Raw genomic sequence first — 16,002 nt, forward strand, 5'->3', positions numbered from 1 at the left:
TGCGAATGTATGCCAGTCCGCAGCCGTCCGGACGCGCGCACCGCTGATCATGCCGCGAGCGGAGTCATTGCGCGCCGGCGCCCCAGCCGATTTGGGCACGCGCCGGACTGAGATCCTGACCACCGCAGCCTCGTTGATCGCGCAGTCCGGATTGCGGACCTCGTTACAGGAGATCGCCGACGCGGCAGGCATTCTTCCCGGCAGCCTCTATCACCATTTCGAGTCCAAAGAGGCGATCCTCATCGAGTTGATCCACCTCTATCAGGAGGATCTGGACCGCATCGGGCAAGCCGCGCAAGCGAAGTTGGACAAACCCGACCCCCGCCCGGTTCCCGAGCAGATCGTCGAGCTGGGCTCGGCCATCGCCGACTGCGCTGTGCGGCACCGCGCGGCGCTGCAGATGTCGTTCTACGAGGGGCCGAGCACGGATCCGGAGCTGATGAAGCTGACGCAGCAGCGGCCCGTGGCGATTCAGGAGGCGATGCTGCAAGCCCTGCGGGCGGGCAGGTGGAGCGGCTACATCAAACCCGACATCGATCTGCCCACGTTGGCGGACCGGATCTGCCAGACCATGCTGCAGGTTGGCCTCGACGTCATGCGCCATAAGTCCCCCGCCGACCAGGTGGCCGCGCTGCTGTGCCGAATCATGTTGCAGGGATTGGCAACCCGGCCGCCCACCGACCCGGAGCTGGACGGGTCCAACGCCTTCGCCGCCGCCAGAGACGTCATCGAGACCTGGTCGGACGACAGCGACGCCGATCCCAGCGACAAAGCGGCACACGTTCGTGCGGTGGCGCGAACCGAATTCGGCCGTAAAGGCTACGAGGCCACCACCATCAGGGACATCGCATCCGCGGCCGGTCTTGGCACCGGAACCGTCTACCGGGTGATCGGGTCGAAGGACGAGCTACTCGCATCGATCATGGAATCGTTCGGCCGGAAGGTCGAGGCGGGCTGGGTGAACGTCCTGCGCTCGGATGCCACGCCCATCGAGAAGCTGGACGCACTGAGCTGGGTCAACGTCAATGCGCTCGATCGGTTTTCCGACGAGTTCCGGATTCAGCTCGCCTGGATGCGTCAATCACCGCCGGACACCCCCAACCCGGGGTGGTTGTACGCGACCCGGCTCCGGCAGATGAAAACGCTCCTTTCCGAGGGAATCCGATCGGGCGAGATCAGTGTGGACGGCGCGTCCACCGCGATGCTTGCGCGCTGCGTCATCGGCTTGCAGTGGATACCGGAGAACATCCTTGCCGAGGTCGGCAAGCGCGCGGCGTTGGTGCACGTGCGGGACACGGTTTTGCGTGGTGTCGCGGTTCGCGCCGGGTAGGTGTTGAACCAAAAAACTGTTACCCATACAGTTGGGCAATTAGAATCGCGTTGGCGGTGAATGAGAAGGGGATTTCCATGACTGTTGTCGATCGGTTGCGTTACGACGGCAAGCGGGCTCTCGTCGTTGGCGGCGCCACCGGCATGGGTGCGGCGGCGGCCAAGTCGGCCGCCGAGCTGGGCGCCGAAGTGATCGTGATGGATTACGCGCCGGTCAACTACGACGTCGCCAAGTCCATCCAGGTGGACCTGCGCGATCCCGCGTCGATCGACGCCGCGGTCGAGCAATTGGACGGTCCGGTCCACGCCGTGTTCTCGGCCGCCGGCATCGCCGACGGCACCACCGACCTGATGGCGATCAACTTCATCGGCCACCGCCATCTCATCGACCGGCTGCTCGAGAAGAACCTGCTTCCGCCGGGCTCGGCGATCTGCTTCATCTCCTCGGTCGCCGGCATGGGCTGGGAAAACGACCTGGAGCTGCTGACGGAGTTCCTCGCCACGCCGGACTTCGCCTCGGCGCAAGAGTGGGTCAAGGCGCACGAATCGGAAGGCATCATCCACTACGGCTTTTCCAAGAAGGTCGTCAACGCGTACGTGGCGACCCAGGGCTATCCGCTGCTGAAGAAGGGCATCCGGATCAACGCGATCTGCCCGGGTCCCACCGACACCCCGCTCGCCCAGGCCAACGCCGACCTCTGGCTCACCTTCGCGCAGGACTATCGCGAAGAGACCGGTTCCAAGGTGCACACGCCGGAGCAGATGGGCGACGTGATGGCGTTCTTGAACAGCGCCGCCGCCTTCGGCATCAGCGGAATCACGTTGCTGGTGGACTACGGCCACACCATGGCCTCGCTGACCAACGCCTACCCGCCGGGCAAGCCGATCATCGACATCATCATGGGGCGGGTGAAGCTCTAGCGGGTCGCCACCGCCCGGCTGGCCGGGCGCCGAGCCGCGAGCGCCCCGCCGGCCGGGCACTCGGCTCGGAAGCTACCGTCGGGTGCATGGCACGGATCATCGTCATCGGCGGCCACGGCAAGGTCGCGCTGCAACTTGCCCGCATCCTGACCGAACGCGGCGACGAGGTGAGTTCGGTGTTCCGCAACCCCGACCACTCCGATGACGTCGCGGCCACCGGGGCCAAGCCGGTGGTGGCCGATATCGAACAGCTCGACACCGACGCGCTGGCCGGGTTGGTGGCCGCGCACGACGCAGTCGTCTTCTCCGCGGGAGCCGGCGGCGGCAACCCGGCGCGCACCTACGCCGTCGACCGCGACGCCGCCATCCGCGTGATCGATGCCGCCGCGCGGGCGGGTGTCACGCGATTCGTGATGGTCTCCTACTTCGGTGCGGGGCCGGATCACGGTGTATCGCAGGATGATTCGTTCTTCGCCTACGCGGAGGCCAAAGCGGCCGCCGATGCCCATCTGCGGGCCAGCGATCTTGGCTGGACCGTGCTGGGACCGGGCCGGCTCACCCTCGAGCCTGCCACCGGCCACATCGCGCTCGGGCAGGGCAAAGGGGAAGTGTCCCGCGCCGACGTCGCGCTCGTCGTGGCCGCGGCGCTGGCGGACGACTCGACCGTCGGACGAACGATCGACTTCAACAATGGCGAGACTCCCATCGCCGACGCGCTGGCAAGCTAGCCCGAAAGACCGGAGTAAGCTCCGCTACGCAGCTGGTCTGCCGTCGCCGCACCACGCGACGCCGGCATCGAGCGAGGCAGGTTAGTAGCGCTTCGCGAGAGGGAACCCGGTGAGAGCCCGGGACTGTCCCGCAGCGGTATGCAGGAACGACCGCCGTCACACAAGCACTGGTCGCAAGGCTGGGAAGCGGACGGCCATTAGGAGCACCACCGGAGTGCGTGCCTGCGAGTCCGAAGACCTGCCAGCCGTGCCGGGCGCGCCGCGTCCGGCGGCTCATCGCCTCGTGGAATGGGCGTTTGGCTGAGCGCGTTGCGATTGTCCGCAAAGGTGCACACCGCAACGGATCGGCTACGCGTCCTCTGGCGGTGACCACCCCGCTGATTGATAGGACCAGACCGTGACCGCTCAACCATTCACCGCCACCGTCACCGGCTCCCCCCGTATCGGGCCGAAACGCGAACTAAAGCGCGCCACCGAGGGCTACTGGGCCGGACGCACCAGCCGATCGGAGCTGGAATCCGTTGCCGCCACGCTGCGCCGCGACATGTGGACGGGCCTCGCCGCCGCCGGCCTGGACTCGGTACCCGTGAACACGTTCTCCTATTACGACCAGATGCTGGACACCGCGGTGCTGCTGGGCGCCTTGCCCGCGCGTGCCGCGCAGGTCGCCGACGATCTGGACCGCTACTTCGCCGCCGCGCGCGGCAACTCCGACGTCGCGCCGCTGGAGATGACCAAGTGGTTCGACACCAACTACCACTACCTGGTTCCCGAGATCGAGCCCGCAGCCACGTTCTCGCTCAACCCCGACAAGGTACTCTCCGAGCTCAAAGAGGCGCTCGGACAAGGGATTCCCGCCCGTCCCGTCGTCATCGGACCGATCACCTTCCTGCTGCTGAGCAAGGCGGTCAACGGCGGTGGTGCGCCGATCGAGCGGCTCCAGGAGCTGGTACCGATCTACTCGGAGTTGTTGTCCCTGCTCGCCGATAGCGGCGCGCAGTGGGTGCAGTTCGACGAGCCGGCGCTGGTGACCGACATCTCCCCCGACGCCCCGGCGCTGGCCGAGGCCGTCTACAACGCGCTGGGCAAGGTCAGCAACCGGCCGGCCATCTACGTCGCCACCTACTTCGGTGACCCCGGCGCCTCCCTGGCCGGGCTGGCCCGCACCCCGGTCGAGGCGATCGGCGTCGACCTGGTGTACGGCGCCGACACCGCGCTGGCGGGCATCCCGGAGTTGTCCGGCAAGACCCTGGTGGCCGGCGTCGTCGACGGGCGCAACATCTGGCGCACCGACCTGGAGTCGGCGCTCGGCAAGTTGGCCGCGCTGCGGGGTTCCGCTGCGTCAGTGGCGGTCTCGACCTCCTGCTCCACGATGCACGTGCCGTACTCGCTGGCGCCGGAAACCGATCTGGACGACGCGCTGCGCAGCTGGCTGGCGTTCGGCCAGGAGAAGGTCGCCGAGGTGGTGACGCTCGCGCGCGCACTGCGCGACGGACGCGATGCCGTCGCCGACGCGATCGCGGCGTCCAATGCCGCGGTGGCCTCCCGCAGGAACGATCCGCGGCTGCACAACGACCGGCTACGCGAACGCATCGACTCGATCGTCGCGTCGGGCACCCATCGCGGTGAGGCCGCGGGGCGTCGCGCCAGCCAGGAAGAGCGGCTGCACCTGCCGCCGCTGCCGACCACGACCATCGGCTCCTACCCGCAGACCTCCGCGATCCGTAAGGCGCGCGCCGCGCTCCGGGCCGGCGAGATCGACCAGGCGGAATACCAGAACCGGATGAAGAAGGAAATCGCCGACGTCATCAAGCTGCAGGAGGAGCTCGGGCTCGACGTGCTGGTGCACGGCGAGCCGGAGCGCAACGACATGGTGCAGTACTTCGCCGAGCAGCTCGAGGGCTTCTTCGCCACGCAGAACGGATGGGTGCAGTCCTACGGCAGCCGCTGCGTGCGCCCACCGGTCCTGTACGGCGACGTGATTCGCACCCACCCGATGACCGTCGATTGGATCAGGTACGCGCAGTCGTTGACCGATAAGCCGGTGAAGGGGATGCTGACCGGACCGGTCACCATCCTCGCTTGGTCGTTCGTCCGCGACGATCAGCCGCTGGCCGACACCGCCAATCAGGTTGCGCTCGCCATCCGGGACGAGACCGTGGACCTGGAATCCGCCGGCATCGCGGTCATCCAGGTCGACGAGCCGGCGTTGCGCGAGCTGCTGCCGCTGCGCCGCGCCGATCAGGAGGACTACTTGCGTTGGGCCGTTCGGTCTTTCCGGTTGGCCACCTCCGGCGTCGCCGACTCCACGCAGATCCACACCCACCTGTGCTATTCGGAGTTCGGTGAGGTGATCGGGGCGATCGCCGACCTGGACGCCGACGTGACGTCCATCGAAGCGGCACGGTCACACATGGAGGTGCTGGACGACCTCAACTCGATCGGCTTTTCCAACAGTGTCGGCCCCGGCGTCTACGACATCCACTCGCCGCGGGTGCCGACCACGGCCGAGATGGCAGAGTCGTTGCGCGCGGCGCTGAGAGCCGTTCCGGCGGAACGGCTCTGGGTCAACCCCGACTGTGGGCTGAAGACGCGCAACTCCGACGAGGTCACCGCGTCGCTGAAGAACATGGTCGCCGCGGCGCAGGAGGTGCGGGCGGGCGCCTAAGCGTCGGGGGTCGCCCGAGCTGGGGGCACCTCCCGCATGCGGGGGACACGCCAGCGTGGCGCTCGGGCTCCACCGTCACTCTGGCCTGACGTTCGGCGCGTTATCCGAGAGCACCTCGACGGGGACGTCGTCGGCCCACGGCTGCCGGGTCACCATGTCGGCCACCCGGACGATGCCGCGCTCGAACTCGCCTGTCGCCGCGTCCACCAGCCGATAGGCCTGGGTTTGCTTGTGGATTGGCTGCGCGTCGAGCAGGATCACCCGCACCTCCCCCGGCTCGAAGTGGCAGCGCTCCTGCAGTGCGGCGATCAGCTGTTCGTTGTGCATGTGGCCGTCGCCGAAATTCCACCCGATAGCGGTGCTGCAGATGCGCTCGCCGTCGGTGAGGACGTAGTCGTCCTCGTTCTGGCCGACCATCGCGCGGTGCGCGAGCGTGAACAGCGCGCGGCCGTGAGTGTTGAACCCGCGGAACGCATATCCCATATAGAGCGGGATTTGCGCGGCCTCCGGGCTGCCGTAGAACCGCTCCAGCTGCGCCTGCGGCATGCTCGCGATCGCCACGATGCCCCGGGTGATCCTGTCGGTGGCCGACGGCTTGATGCACCACAGCGTGGTGTCCCAGTTGCCGGCGTAATACCGCATCCCCGGCAGGAAGGAAATCTTGCGCGGAAACATGTTGCCCAGCAGAACGATTCCCGCGATGACGACGAACAAGATCGCCACCACCACCGGGTGCCTCAGGTCACGCAGGCCGAGGCGGGCGTGCGCGACGAACAAGGACAGCACCCCGAAGATCATGAAGACGTTCCACTCCAGCGGCACGCCCATGGGGATCGACACGAGGATGCCCAGGTGGAAGCAGACCATGACGATGGCGGCAACCGTGATGGGCCAGCCGCTGTGGCAGAAGAACAGCGGCAGCGGCACCAGCATCTCGATGGCGGTGCTGATATGCGCAAGCCACCGCGACAGCCGCCCGGGCCGTAGATCCTCCGGGAACTTCTCGAAGAACTGTCGCTTCAGCCACCGGGGCCGCACCAGCGGGTTGTTGGACATCATCGTGGAGATCACGAACGGGAAGTGCTTGTTGAGCTTCGACGTCGCGGCGCCCATCCAGATGACCAGGAACACCACCTTGGACCCGACGATCATGTCGGGCGCACCGAATAGGAACGTGACCGCCATGGTCGCGTACACCTCGCCGCGGGCGGCCAGGAAGATCACCTTGTCGCGCAGCCCGAGCACGCCGAGCAGCAGCAAGATGAGCACGACCTTCCAGGACGGCAGCAGCCCGATCGCGGTGCCCAACTCGGGCATCGGTCCGGTGCCGTCGGCGAACAGCGCCGCGAATGTCACCAGCAGGAACAGCGCGTACAGCGCGACGTCGACCGGCTTGCGCTTGGTTCCGCTGGTGAGCGGGACCCGGTCCGGCCATGGTGGCAGCCGGATGGTGCCGAATCGCATCCAGTACAGGATCGAACCCATCGGCGGGAAGAACCGGTTGTTCAGCGGCCCGAAGCCGCAACCCAGCCCGACCACCTCGAACAGCATCGTGTAGAGCACGACCTTCTCGAACACGATCGGCTCCGACCACCACGACGCGACGTGGGTGAACCCACCGAGGCCCCTGGTGGCCGACGCGAACAGCCACGCCCCCAGGATGTAGAGCAGGATTTTGACGACGTAGAACAGGTGTAGCGCGACCGGCGTGCCGAAGCCGACCTCGGCCCAGTGCTTGGCCATCGGACGGATCTTTTCGCTACGGGTGCCCTTATTCCACTCGGCCATGTCGAGCTGCGGCAGCTCGGGCTTGAGAAATCCCATGGTGGTCAGATTAGAACGTGTTCTAGGCGCACGGGACCCAAGCCCGGCAAGAAAGCTTTGCTTTGCGACTACGCCGCCGGATAGCGTAAAACCGGATCGGCGCGGTCCCTAGGAGGCGTCCACCATGACCAGTTTCAAACTTCTCATACCGGCGGCGGCGCTGGCGGCGTTCGTGACCGTCTCGCCCGTCGCCCGAGCCGACGCGCCCGCGCCCGGCGATGCCTGCAAGGTCCTGCACGCGACCACCCAGGATGCCAACAACAGGACGATGTGGTGCAACCCCACGATGACGGGCGCCCACGACCTGGTGTGGCAATACGGCGGGCCCGCCCCCAGCCCCTAGTTCGCCCGCGCTTTCAGTGTGAGCTGAGGGCGGGAAACCATGAAATTCCCGAGCTCAACGCACACTGAAAACCGTGTGTGCACCCGCGATTTCACTCACCAAAGATTCCCGGCGGAATCACCGGCGCCCGCCCGAGTGCCCGCGGATCAACCGTTACGTTGAGCGCGTCGAGGTCACCCGCCCGCAGATCGGCGAGCGCATCCACGGTGGAGAAAAACCGTTCCCGCTCAGCCGAATCCACGACGTCGCCGGCGAGCTCGGTGAACTTCTGCACGTACTGCGGACGCCGGAAGGGCCGGGTGCCCAGCGGATGCGCGTCGGCGACGGCCAGCTCGTCGACGATCACTTCCCCGCTCTTCAGCGTGACCTCGGCGCGCGCCCCGAACGCCTGCTCGGCCGGATCCGTCGCGTGGTAGCGGCGGGTCCACTCCGGATCCTCCACCGTCGAGATCTTGTGCCACAGTTCGACGGTGTCGGGCCGGTGGACCCGCTCGGGGGCGTAGGAGCGTTCGTGGTGCCAGCTGCCGTCCTGCAGCGCGACGGCGAAAATGTAAGGCAGCGAGTGGTCGAGCGTTTCCCGCGACGCGTCCGGATCGAACTTCTGCGGATCCCCGGAGCCCGTTCCGATCACGACGTGGGTGTGGCGGCTGGTGTGCAGCACGACGGTCGCGATCTCACCGGGGTCGCCGATGCGCTCGCGTAGCCGCACGGCCAGGTCGATCGGTGCCTGGCTCTGGTATTCGGCGGAATACTCCTTGGTGTAGCTGTCCAGAATCGCGCGCTTCGGCTCGCCGGAAGTGGGCAGCGGCACACGGTATTCGCGTTCGGGGCCGCCCAGCAGCCAGGCGATCACCCCGTCCTCGCCCTCCCAAATGGGCGCCGGAGATTCTTCGCCGCGCATCGCCCGATCGACCGCCTCGATGGCGACCTTGCCCGCATGCGCCGGGGCGAAGGCCTTCCAACTGGAGATCAGCCCCTTGCGGGATTGGCGGGTGCTGGTGGTCAGGTGCAGCGCCTGCCCGACCGCATGGTAGATCGTCTCGGTGTCCAACCGCAGCATGGTGCCGATGCCGGCGGCCACGGACGGCCCCAAGTGCGCGACATGGTCAATCTTGTACTCGTGCAGGCAGATTCCGCGGGCCAGGTCGATCTGGATCTCGTAGGCGGTGGCCAGGCCGCGGATCAGGTCGGCCCCAGGCAGGCCCAGTTGCTGGGCGACCGCGACCAGCGGGGGGATGTTGTCACCCGGGTGGGAGTACTCGGCGGCCAAATACGTGTCGTGGAAGTCGAGTTCGCGCACCGCGACGCTGTTGGCCCAGGCCGCCCACTCGGTCGAATAGGTTCCGTCGACGCCGAAAACCCTGGCCCCGCAGCGCGCGGGATGGGCCAGCGCCTGTTGCCGCGCGCAACCGTGACCGGCCGGCGCAGCACGGCGGCGGCACTCACCGCCGCGTTGTCGATGATCCGGTTCGCCACCATCTCGGCAGTTTCCGGTTCGACGGCAACCGGGTCGGCGGCGACTTCGGCGATCTTGGCGGCCAGGTGTTCGCGGCGGGGAAAGTCGTCGGCGCTGCGCCGCGTCCGAACCGTATGCATCAACACAATCCGCACCCTATGACCGGTAAGAACGCGTGCAGAAATCTCCGTTAAGCGGCCGCCACCGGTGCCGACCGAGGTGTAGTTTGCTGCTGGGGCGGGACATAGGTTGAGGAGCCAGCCATGTCAGAGGTCGACTATTGCGTGGTCGGAGCTGGGTTCGCGGGTTTGACGGCCGCCTTGCGGTTGAAACGGGCGGGTCATTCGGTGGCCTTGCTCGAGGCGCGCGACAGGGTCGGCGGCCGCACCTTCACCGAGTACCGCCCCGACGGGATGTGGATCGACCGCGGCGGTGCGTGGATCGGACCGGGTCAAGACCGGATCTACGCGATGATGGACGAGTTCGGTGTCTCCGAGTACAAGCAGCACAACGACGGCGACGCCATGATGATCGTCGACGGCAAAAAGCACCGCTACGGCGGCACCATCCCGTGGACCATGAGCCCGTGGGCGGTCGCCAACCTCGGCGTCGGTTTGCTGTCGATCGAGAAAATGGCCAAATCGCTTCCGCGTGAGGCACCGTGGGACGCCAAACACGCCGACGAGTGGGACCGCATTAGTCTGGGCGAATGGATCGAGCAGAACACGATGTCCAAGCAGGCCCGCGAAATGCTGGACATGGCTTTTGCCGGCCTCTATACCTCGGCTGCGTCAGAGACGTCGTTGCTGTGGGGTTTGTTGCAGACGGCGTCGGCGGGCGGACTGACGTTCGCGATCTCCGGGGAGGGCGGCTCCCAGGACGCCCGCCCGGTTGGGGGAATGGGCGCGATTTACGGTCCCATCGCGGCCGAATTGGGTGACGCGGTGCACCTTTCGCAACCGGTCCGGCAAATCGCGCAGGACTCCGACGGTGTGACGGTGACCGCCGCCGACCTGACGGTGCGCGCCCGGCGGGTCATTGTGGCGATCCCGCTGGCGATCGCCTCCTCGATCGTCTACGACCCGTTGCTACCGGTGGATCGGGCGATGCTGCACCAGCGCATGCCGAGCGGCGCGGTCGTCAAGACGTCGATCATCTACGACGAGCCGTTCTGGCGCGCAGACGGGCTGTCGGGTCAATCGGCCGCACCGGGATCCCCGGCCACCCTGACGATCGACGCCTGCACCGAAACCGGCGACCCGGGCGTCATGTGCGTCATCACCGAAGGGCCCGCGGCGCGGCGGCTGACGAAGCTCAACGAGGCCGAGCGCAGAGCGGTGCTCGTCGGCGAGCTGATCGACCGGTTCGGCGAGAAAGCGAGGACGCCGCAGGAATACCACGAGCAGAACTGGACCATCGAGCGCTACTCCGGCGGGGGAATGATCAGCCATGCCCCGACCGGCGTGCTGACCGAATTCGGTTACACCCTGCGCGAGCCCTGCGGTCGCATCCACTGGGCGGGGACCGAAAGCTCGGCCGTCATGTGCGGGTGGATCGACGGCGCGATCCGCTCCGGTGAGCGCGCGGCGACCGAGGTCCGGGAGGCCGAGACCGCCGCGGTCGCCTGACGACGACGACCCCTAGCTAACCAGTCTGCTTAACGGGAGGCCGGTAGAAGATCACCAGTTGGCCGATCGCGCCGACGAGCCCGAGCACCACCGAGATCAACAAGCCGCGCCAGCCGTCCATCCAGTTGTGCCCGAACACGACGTAGTCCAGGCTCAGTTTTCCGGCGCCCAGGGTGGCGACGGCGATGGCGCTGACCGCCAGGACCAGGTTGTACTCCCAGCCCTCCTTGACGATGAAGAAGCCGTTGGCGCGATGCACGGTCCAAGCCGCGACCAGCATCAACGACACGAAGCCTGCGGCGGGGATTGGGGTGAGCAGACCGGCGGCCAAGCCCAGCCCGGCGGCCATCTCAGTCGTCGCGGCGACGGTGGCATGGAACTTGCCCGGCTTCATGCCGATGCTTTCGAACCACCGTGCGGTGCCCGGGATGCGGCCGCCGCCGAAGAATTTGTTGTAGCCATGCGCGGCCAACGTCACGCCCAACACCAGCCGCAGGATCAGTAACCCAACGTCATAGGGAGTCATACCTGCAAACCTAGATCATCGGGCGGACCGGATGACAGGACCCGCCGAACAGCTAACTCTCATGGCGCGTGTGGGAACATTGCGGACGTTCCGACGTTCGCGCATCAGCCGCTGACCAGAAGGGGGTGCACCACGGCTCGTATCGCACGAGGCAGCGGCGCTCCCCGTAGCGCGTCCGGGGCCTCGCCTGACGGGCATTCCGTGGTGCTACTCGACGGCACAGCGAGTCATCCCCGGGCGCTGCTGGGCAACAAGGGCCAAGGCATCGAGATGATGCGCCGCCACGGCCTGCCGGTGCCGCCCGCCTTCTGCATCACCACCGAGGTGGGGCTGCGGTACCTCGCCGAGCCCGGGGCAACGATCGACGCGATCTGGGACGACGTGCTGGACCGGATGAGCTGGCTGGAGGCGCAGACTTCGCGCACGTTCGGTCGGGGCCCGCGTCCCCTGCTGGTCAGTGTGCGCTCGGGGGCCACCCAGTCGATGCCGGGCATGATGGACACGATCCTGGACCTCGGCATGAACGATGATGTCGAGCAAGCGCTGGCCGCCGCCGGCGCCGGCGCATTCGCCCGCGACACGCGCCAGCGGTTCGACCGCATGTACCGGCGCATCGTCGGGTTGGACGAACAAGAATCGCCGCCCGCCGATCCGTATGCGCAGCTACGCGCCGGCATCGAGGCGGTGTTCGCCTCGTGGAACTCACCCCGCGCGGTCGCCTACCGCGCCCACTCCGGCGGCGTCGACGATCGGAGTGGTACGGCGGTCGTCGTGCAGGCGATGGTGTTCGGCAACCACGGCCCCGATTCCGGTGCGGGCGTTCTCATTTCGCGCAATCCCGTCACCGGCGACCGCGCACCGTTCGGCGAATGGCTGCCCGGAGGACAGGGGGACGACGTGGTGTCCGGATCGGTCGACGTTGAGCCGGTCACCGCCCTGCGCGACGAGCAGCCGGCTGTCTACGACGAGTTGATGGACGCCGCCTGCAAATTGGAGCGACTCGAGTCCGATGTTCAGGAGATCGAGTTCACGGTCGAAGGCGGCAAACTCTGGCTGCTGCAGACACGGGGCGCGGAGCGGTCGGCGCAGGCAGCGGTGCGCCTTGCATTACAGCTGAGGCACGAGGGGCTCATCGACGACGCCGAGACGCTGCGACGGGTGACCCCGGCACACGTACAGACCCTACTGCTGCCGGCGTTGCAGCCCGAAATACGTTTGGCGGCAAACCTTCTGGCCAAGGGATTGCCGGCCTGCCCGGGCGTTGCGTCGGGGCGGGCATACACCGACGTCGACGCGGCGCTCGATGCGGCGGAGCGAGGTGAGTCGGTGATCCTGGTGCGCGACCACACCCGGCCGGAAGACGTCTCCGGCATGCTTGCCGCGCAAGGCATCGTCACCGAGGTGGGAGGGGCGGCCAGTCACGCGGCAGTGGTCAGCCGCGAACTCGGCCGGGTGGCCGTGGTGGGCTGCGGACAAGGAGTCGCCGCATCCCTTGCCGGCAAGTTGATCACCGTCGACGGCGCCGAAGGCGAAGTGCGCGAGGGCAACCTGAACCTGTCCGCATGGTCGGAAAGCGACACACCCGAACTGCGGGAGCTGGCCGAAATCGCGCGACGGCTCAGCCCACTGCGTGCCCACACCTCCGGTGGTCACCTGCGGCTGGATGACGCCACCCAGGACGCGGTGGCGGAGGCGATGAAACGCGGACACGCCGACGTCGTCTCGGCCACCCCTCTTATCGTTATGCTGACCGCTCTGCGGCTCGCGGGTGGGACCACGTCATGACCGAATTGGCGGTGTTGCAAGCGGTTCGGCTGAAAGGCCGGCTGCGTCCCGCCGAGCTCGCCGAGACACTGAACGAGGAAATTGCCGACGTGACGACCATCGTCGGACAGCTGACCGCGGCAGGCCTACTGGTCGACGGTGCGACCGTGCGGATCACCCCCGCCGGGCGTGAGCGGCTCGCGGCGCTGCTCGACGAGGAGCGCAGGGGCGCCGATCGGGCGGCGCTGGCCGCCGCCTACGACGACTTTCGGCCCGTCAACGCCGATTTCAAATCCCTGGTCACAGACTGGCAGCTGAAGGGCGGCCCCGGCGGCACCCCCAATCCGCACGATGACGCGGAGTACGACGCCGCGGTGCTGGCCCGCCTCGACGATGTGCATGCGCGGGTGCTGCCCATCATCGAGTCGGTTGCGGCGCAGCTGCCGAGGCTGAACGCGTACCCGGCGAAATTGGTTGCGGCCCTGAGCAAAGTGCGGGCAGGCGAGACCGCCTGGCTGACCAGGCCGCTCATCGACTCCTACCACACGGTGTGGTTCGAGCTGCACGAGGAGCTGATCTCGGCCGTCGGCCTTACCCGGGAGGAAGCGGCCCGATCCGGCGACGCGCAGTAGCTACAACACCGCGTCGAGGAGCCGCACATAAGCGTCGATGTCAGGAACGGCCGACTCGGCCGCGTGCACGCTGACCGCGATGGTGTCCCCGATGCCGTGCACGCCGTGAGTCAGCCCCATCACCGGCGACAGCCCCGGGTAGCCGGCTGTGAGGACCACCCCGGCCCCGCCGAAGCTGAGGTCGGCCGGCCCGCGGTAAACACTGGACACCACGGTGTTGCCGGACACCTGCTCGGGGCGAACATCGAAATCGAATTGTGCTACACCCCAACGCAATAGGGCTGCGGGTATCGCGGCAAAAGCTCGGTCGGCGTAGCGCGTGGCCGGATGTGCGAAGCGGCGCCGGCCGTTGGCCAGCTCCGCGGCAATCCGCTCAACGCGTGGTTCCCACCCCAGCTTCGGATACAGACCCACGGTGACGTTGCCGAAGTGGTTATAGGCGTGCGCGACACCGGGTTTGGCCATCGGGACCTCGGCGCCCAGCGTATCGGCGGCGTCGCCCAGCAACTCGGAGAGCGCCGCGGATATCGCCGTCAGCGCTCCCACCGTGACGGTAGGGCCGCGTAGCTGCGAGCGGTGTCGCACCAGCGTGCGCACCGAGCGGGACGCGCCGGGGCGCGCATTCGTCGGCAGTAGGGGCCGGGGACCGGCCCCAGGGGCCAGCAGCCCCGCGCGGGTGTCGCGCTCCAGCTGCCGATGGGCGCGAGCCGCCTGCGCGGCTCGCCACGGCAGGAACCCGGCCCGTAGCCGGCGCGCCCCGGGCACGGGATCCGGCCGGCCGAACAGCCAACCCGCCATCGCGGATGCTCGGCCCCCGTCGGCCAGCGCGTGCGCTATCTGCATCACCGCAACGGTCCCCGGCCCGGTCACGCCCGGGATGCCCAACACCCCGCTGAAGACGTGCAGCCGCCAGGGCATCCGGCACACGTCCAGCTGGTCCCGGGCCAGAGCGACGACAGCGGCCAGGCAGCCGGCCCAGCTGGGGTCGTCGAGGTCGTGGCGGACGAGCTGGTCGGGCGTGACGGCCGCCGGAACCCACTGCGGATACACCAGCGGTCCGCGATCCCGCACTCGCAGCGCCAGCTCCGGGTCCTGGTTGGCCCGCCGGCGGAGTTGCTCGATGACTTGGGCGTAGTCGACGGGCTCCCCGTCGAACGCGTAGAGCAAGAACTCGTCGTTGGGAATCTTGGCCGACATCCAGTAGAACTGCGCATCGACAGCGGCCAACCGCTGCGGGGCCATTCAGCCGGGTGAGCCGATGAACCCGAGGATCAGGTCGGCGACCTTATCGGGCTGCTCGAGCTGCAGGAAGTGCCCAGCGTGATCCACGATGGCCATCTCGCTGCCCGGCGGCAACACCTTCTCCGCCCAGCGGGCGAAAGCCGGTGTCATGCAGCCGTCGTCGCGGCCATGCAGGTACAGGCACGGCCACACCGGCTCTTCGGTCCAAAGCTCGTTCAGCTCGGCATACTGCGCCGGCGGCCGAGTGTTGCGGATCGTGGCGCGGTACGGTCCGAGTGCCGCACGCCAGCTCTCCGGCGTCCCGATCGCCGCGTCGACGTGGCGCAGATCCTCGTCGGCGCGATAGCCCGGTGACCACCGCCGCCACAGCAGCGGTAGCACCCAGGAAGCGGAATGTTCTGGCAGCAAGGGCAATTGGAAATACATGATGTACCAACTGCGCAGAAGTTGGCGCGCCAGGTGGCCGGCCAGCCGTCCTCGCTCCGCCGCGCCGGCCTTGCGACGGAACGCCGCCGACGGCGGCACCGACATGATCACGGCCTTGGTGAATGGGCTGTCGGGCATGGCGGCCAGACCGGTGGTCGCGATCGCACCCCAGTCGTGGCCGATCACCACGTCACCGTCGGTGCCGCCCGCTGCCGAGCGCACCCGCAAGGCGTCGTCCATCATCGCGCCGACGTGATAGCTACCGTCGGCCGGGATCGACGACGGCGCGTATCCGCGCATGAAGGGGGCCACCACCCGCCAGCCGGACTCAACGAGCCGGGGAGCGATCTTGCGGAACCCGTAAGGGGTGTCGGGGAAGCCGTGCAGGCACAAGGCGATGGGGCCACCGCGTGGCCCCCAGGTGAGTGCCTTCAGGTCCCCCGCAGGGCTGGGCACGTCGATCCAGCCTGGTTCACCCATATTGACTCCCTGCTCGGCGCGTCCGCACGGACCAA

Annotated in this window: 12 protein-coding genes, 1 pseudogene and 1 riboswitch; of the genes and pseudogenes, 8 read left to right on the forward strand and 5 right to left on the reverse strand. The window is 67.7% G+C overall.

Features of this window, described 5'->3' with window-relative positions; translation table 11 throughout:
• The first annotated feature begins 49 nt into the window (after nt 1-49).
• From A5756_RS04695 to metE, 4 genes are all read left to right on the forward strand, one after another.
• On the forward strand, nt 50-1,330 hold the full coding sequence (locus tag A5756_RS04695) for a TetR/AcrR family transcriptional regulator (protein ID WP_066947990.1): 1,281 nt from the start codon (nt 50-52) through the stop codon (nt 1,328-1,330).
• Nucleotides 1,331-1,407: 77 nt separating this feature from the next.
• The gene (locus tag A5756_RS04700) at nt 1,408-2,250 is read left to right on the forward strand and encodes an SDR family oxidoreductase (protein ID WP_066947994.1); all 843 of its coding nucleotides are present in this window, start codon (nt 1,408-1,410) and stop codon (nt 2,248-2,250) included.
• An 86-nt stretch (nt 2,251-2,336) separates the two neighbouring features.
• Nucleotides 2,337-2,978 (forward strand): NAD(P)H-binding protein, encoded by a 642-nt coding sequence (locus A5756_RS04705; protein ID WP_066947999.1) that lies wholly within the window; start codon nt 2,337-2,339, stop codon nt 2,976-2,978.
• Between the two features lie 65 nt (nt 2,979-3,043).
• Nucleotides 3,044-3,239: riboswitch (cobalamin riboswitch) on the forward strand.
• 136 nt (nt 3,240-3,375) lie between these two features.
• Nucleotides 3,376-5,646: a 5-methyltetrahydropteroyltriglutamate--homocysteine S-methyltransferase gene (gene metE / locus A5756_RS04710; protein ID WP_066948002.1), complete on the forward strand. Its 2,271-nt coding sequence runs from the start codon at nt 3,376-3,378 to the stop codon at nt 5,644-5,646.
• Between the two features lie 75 nt (nt 5,647-5,721).
• On the opposite strand, the gene A5756_RS04715 is transcribed toward metE, so the two are convergent.
• On the reverse strand, nt 5,722-7,470 hold the full coding sequence (locus tag A5756_RS04715; protein WP_066948007.1) for a DUF3556 domain-containing protein: 1,749 nt from the start codon (nt 7,468-7,470) through the stop codon (nt 5,722-5,724).
• A gap of 124 nt (nt 7,471-7,594) precedes the next feature.
• Here A5756_RS04715 and A5756_RS04720 point away from each other — a divergent pair, with 124 nt between their 5' ends.
• Nucleotides 7,595-7,813, forward strand: coding sequence for a hypothetical protein (locus A5756_RS04720; protein ID WP_066948010.1), 219 nt, complete (start codon nt 7,595-7,597; stop codon nt 7,811-7,813).
• A 91-nt stretch (nt 7,814-7,904) separates the two neighbouring features.
• Here the strand turns inward: A5756_RS04720 and prpD are convergent.
• Nucleotides 7,905-9,415 (reverse strand): annotated as a pseudogene (gene prpD, locus A5756_RS04725) (2-methylcitrate dehydratase PrpD).
• A 117-nt stretch (nt 9,416-9,532) separates the two neighbouring features.
• Between prpD and A5756_RS04730 the strand changes: the two are divergent.
• The gene (locus A5756_RS04730) at nt 9,533-10,897 is read left to right on the forward strand and encodes a flavin monoamine oxidase family protein (RefSeq protein WP_066948013.1); all 1,365 of its coding nucleotides are present in this window, start codon (nt 9,533-9,535) and stop codon (nt 10,895-10,897) included.
• A 16-nt stretch (nt 10,898-10,913) separates the two neighbouring features.
• Here A5756_RS04730 and A5756_RS04735 read toward each other — a convergent pair whose 3' ends face one another.
• Nucleotides 10,914-11,423: a DoxX family protein gene (locus A5756_RS04735; RefSeq protein ID WP_066948016.1), complete on the reverse strand. Its 510-nt coding sequence runs from the start codon at nt 11,421-11,423 to the stop codon at nt 10,914-10,916.
• 111 nt (nt 11,424-11,534) lie between these two features.
• On the opposite strand from A5756_RS04735, the gene A5756_RS04740 reads away from it, so the two are divergent.
• Together A5756_RS04740 and A5756_RS04745 are read left to right on the forward strand one after the other, a co-directional pair.
• Nucleotides 11,535-13,208: a pyruvate, phosphate dikinase gene (locus A5756_RS04740; RefSeq protein ID WP_369817403.1), complete on the forward strand. Its 1,674-nt coding sequence runs from the start codon at nt 11,535-11,537 to the stop codon at nt 13,206-13,208.
• On the forward strand, nt 13,205-13,819 hold the full coding sequence (locus A5756_RS04745) for a hypothetical protein (protein ID WP_066948022.1): 615 nt from the start codon (nt 13,205-13,207) through the stop codon (nt 13,817-13,819). The genes A5756_RS04740 and A5756_RS04745 overlap by 4 nt, the downstream gene beginning before the upstream one ends.
• Here the strand turns inward: A5756_RS04745 and A5756_RS04750 are convergent, their stop codons facing one another.
• Both A5756_RS04750 and A5756_RS04755 read right to left on the reverse strand, forming a co-directional pair.
• Nucleotides 13,820-15,061: a WS/DGAT domain-containing protein gene (locus A5756_RS04750; protein WP_066948025.1), complete on the reverse strand. Its 1,242-nt coding sequence runs from the start codon at nt 15,059-15,061 to the stop codon at nt 13,820-13,822.
• Nucleotides 15,062-15,967, reverse strand: coding sequence for an alpha/beta fold hydrolase (locus A5756_RS04755; RefSeq protein ID WP_066948028.1), 906 nt, complete (start codon nt 15,965-15,967; stop codon nt 15,062-15,064).
• Nucleotides 15,968-16,002: the final 35 nt, after the last annotated feature.

The organism is Mycobacterium sp. 852002-53434_SCH5985345, assembly GCF_001667155.1.
In the GTDB taxonomy this organism is placed as follows: domain Bacteria; phylum Actinomycetota; class Actinomycetes; order Mycobacteriales; family Mycobacteriaceae; genus Mycobacterium.

Excerpts from the sequence above, each read along its gene's own strand:
- A5756_RS04705 (WP_066947999.1), top strand. The coding sequence starts at position 2,337 with ATGGCACGGATCATCGTCATCGGCGGCCACGGCAAGGTCGCGCTGCAA.
- A5756_RS04750 (WP_066948025.1), bottom strand. The coding sequence starts at position 15,061 with ATGGCCCCGCAGCGGTTGGCCGCTGTCGATGCGCAGTTCTACTGGATG.
- A5756_RS04745 (WP_066948022.1), top strand. The coding sequence starts at position 13,205 with ATGACCGAATTGGCGGTGTTGCAAGCGGTTCGGCTGAAAGGCCGGCTG.
- A5756_RS04715 (WP_066948007.1), bottom strand. The coding sequence starts at position 7,470 with ATGGGATTTCTCAAGCCCGAGCTGCCGCAGCTCGACATGGCCGAGTGG.
- A5756_RS04735 (WP_066948016.1), bottom strand. The coding sequence starts at position 11,423 with ATGACTCCCTATGACGTTGGGTTACTGATCCTGCGGCTGGTGTTGGGC.
- A5756_RS04720 (WP_066948010.1), top strand. The coding sequence starts at position 7,595 with ATGACCAGTTTCAAACTTCTCATACCGGCGGCGGCGCTGGCGGCGTTC.
- A5756_RS04730 (WP_066948013.1), top strand. The coding sequence starts at position 9,533 with ATGTCAGAGGTCGACTATTGCGTGGTCGGAGCTGGGTTCGCGGGTTTG.
- A5756_RS04695 (WP_066947990.1), top strand. The coding sequence starts at position 50 with ATGCCGCGAGCGGAGTCATTGCGCGCCGGCGCCCCAGCCGATTTGGGC.
- A5756_RS04700 (WP_066947994.1), top strand. The coding sequence starts at position 1,408 with ATGACTGTTGTCGATCGGTTGCGTTACGACGGCAAGCGGGCTCTCGTC.
- A5756_RS04755 (WP_066948028.1), bottom strand. The coding sequence starts at position 15,967 with ATGGGTGAACCAGGCTGGATCGACGTGCCCAGCCCTGCGGGGGACCTG.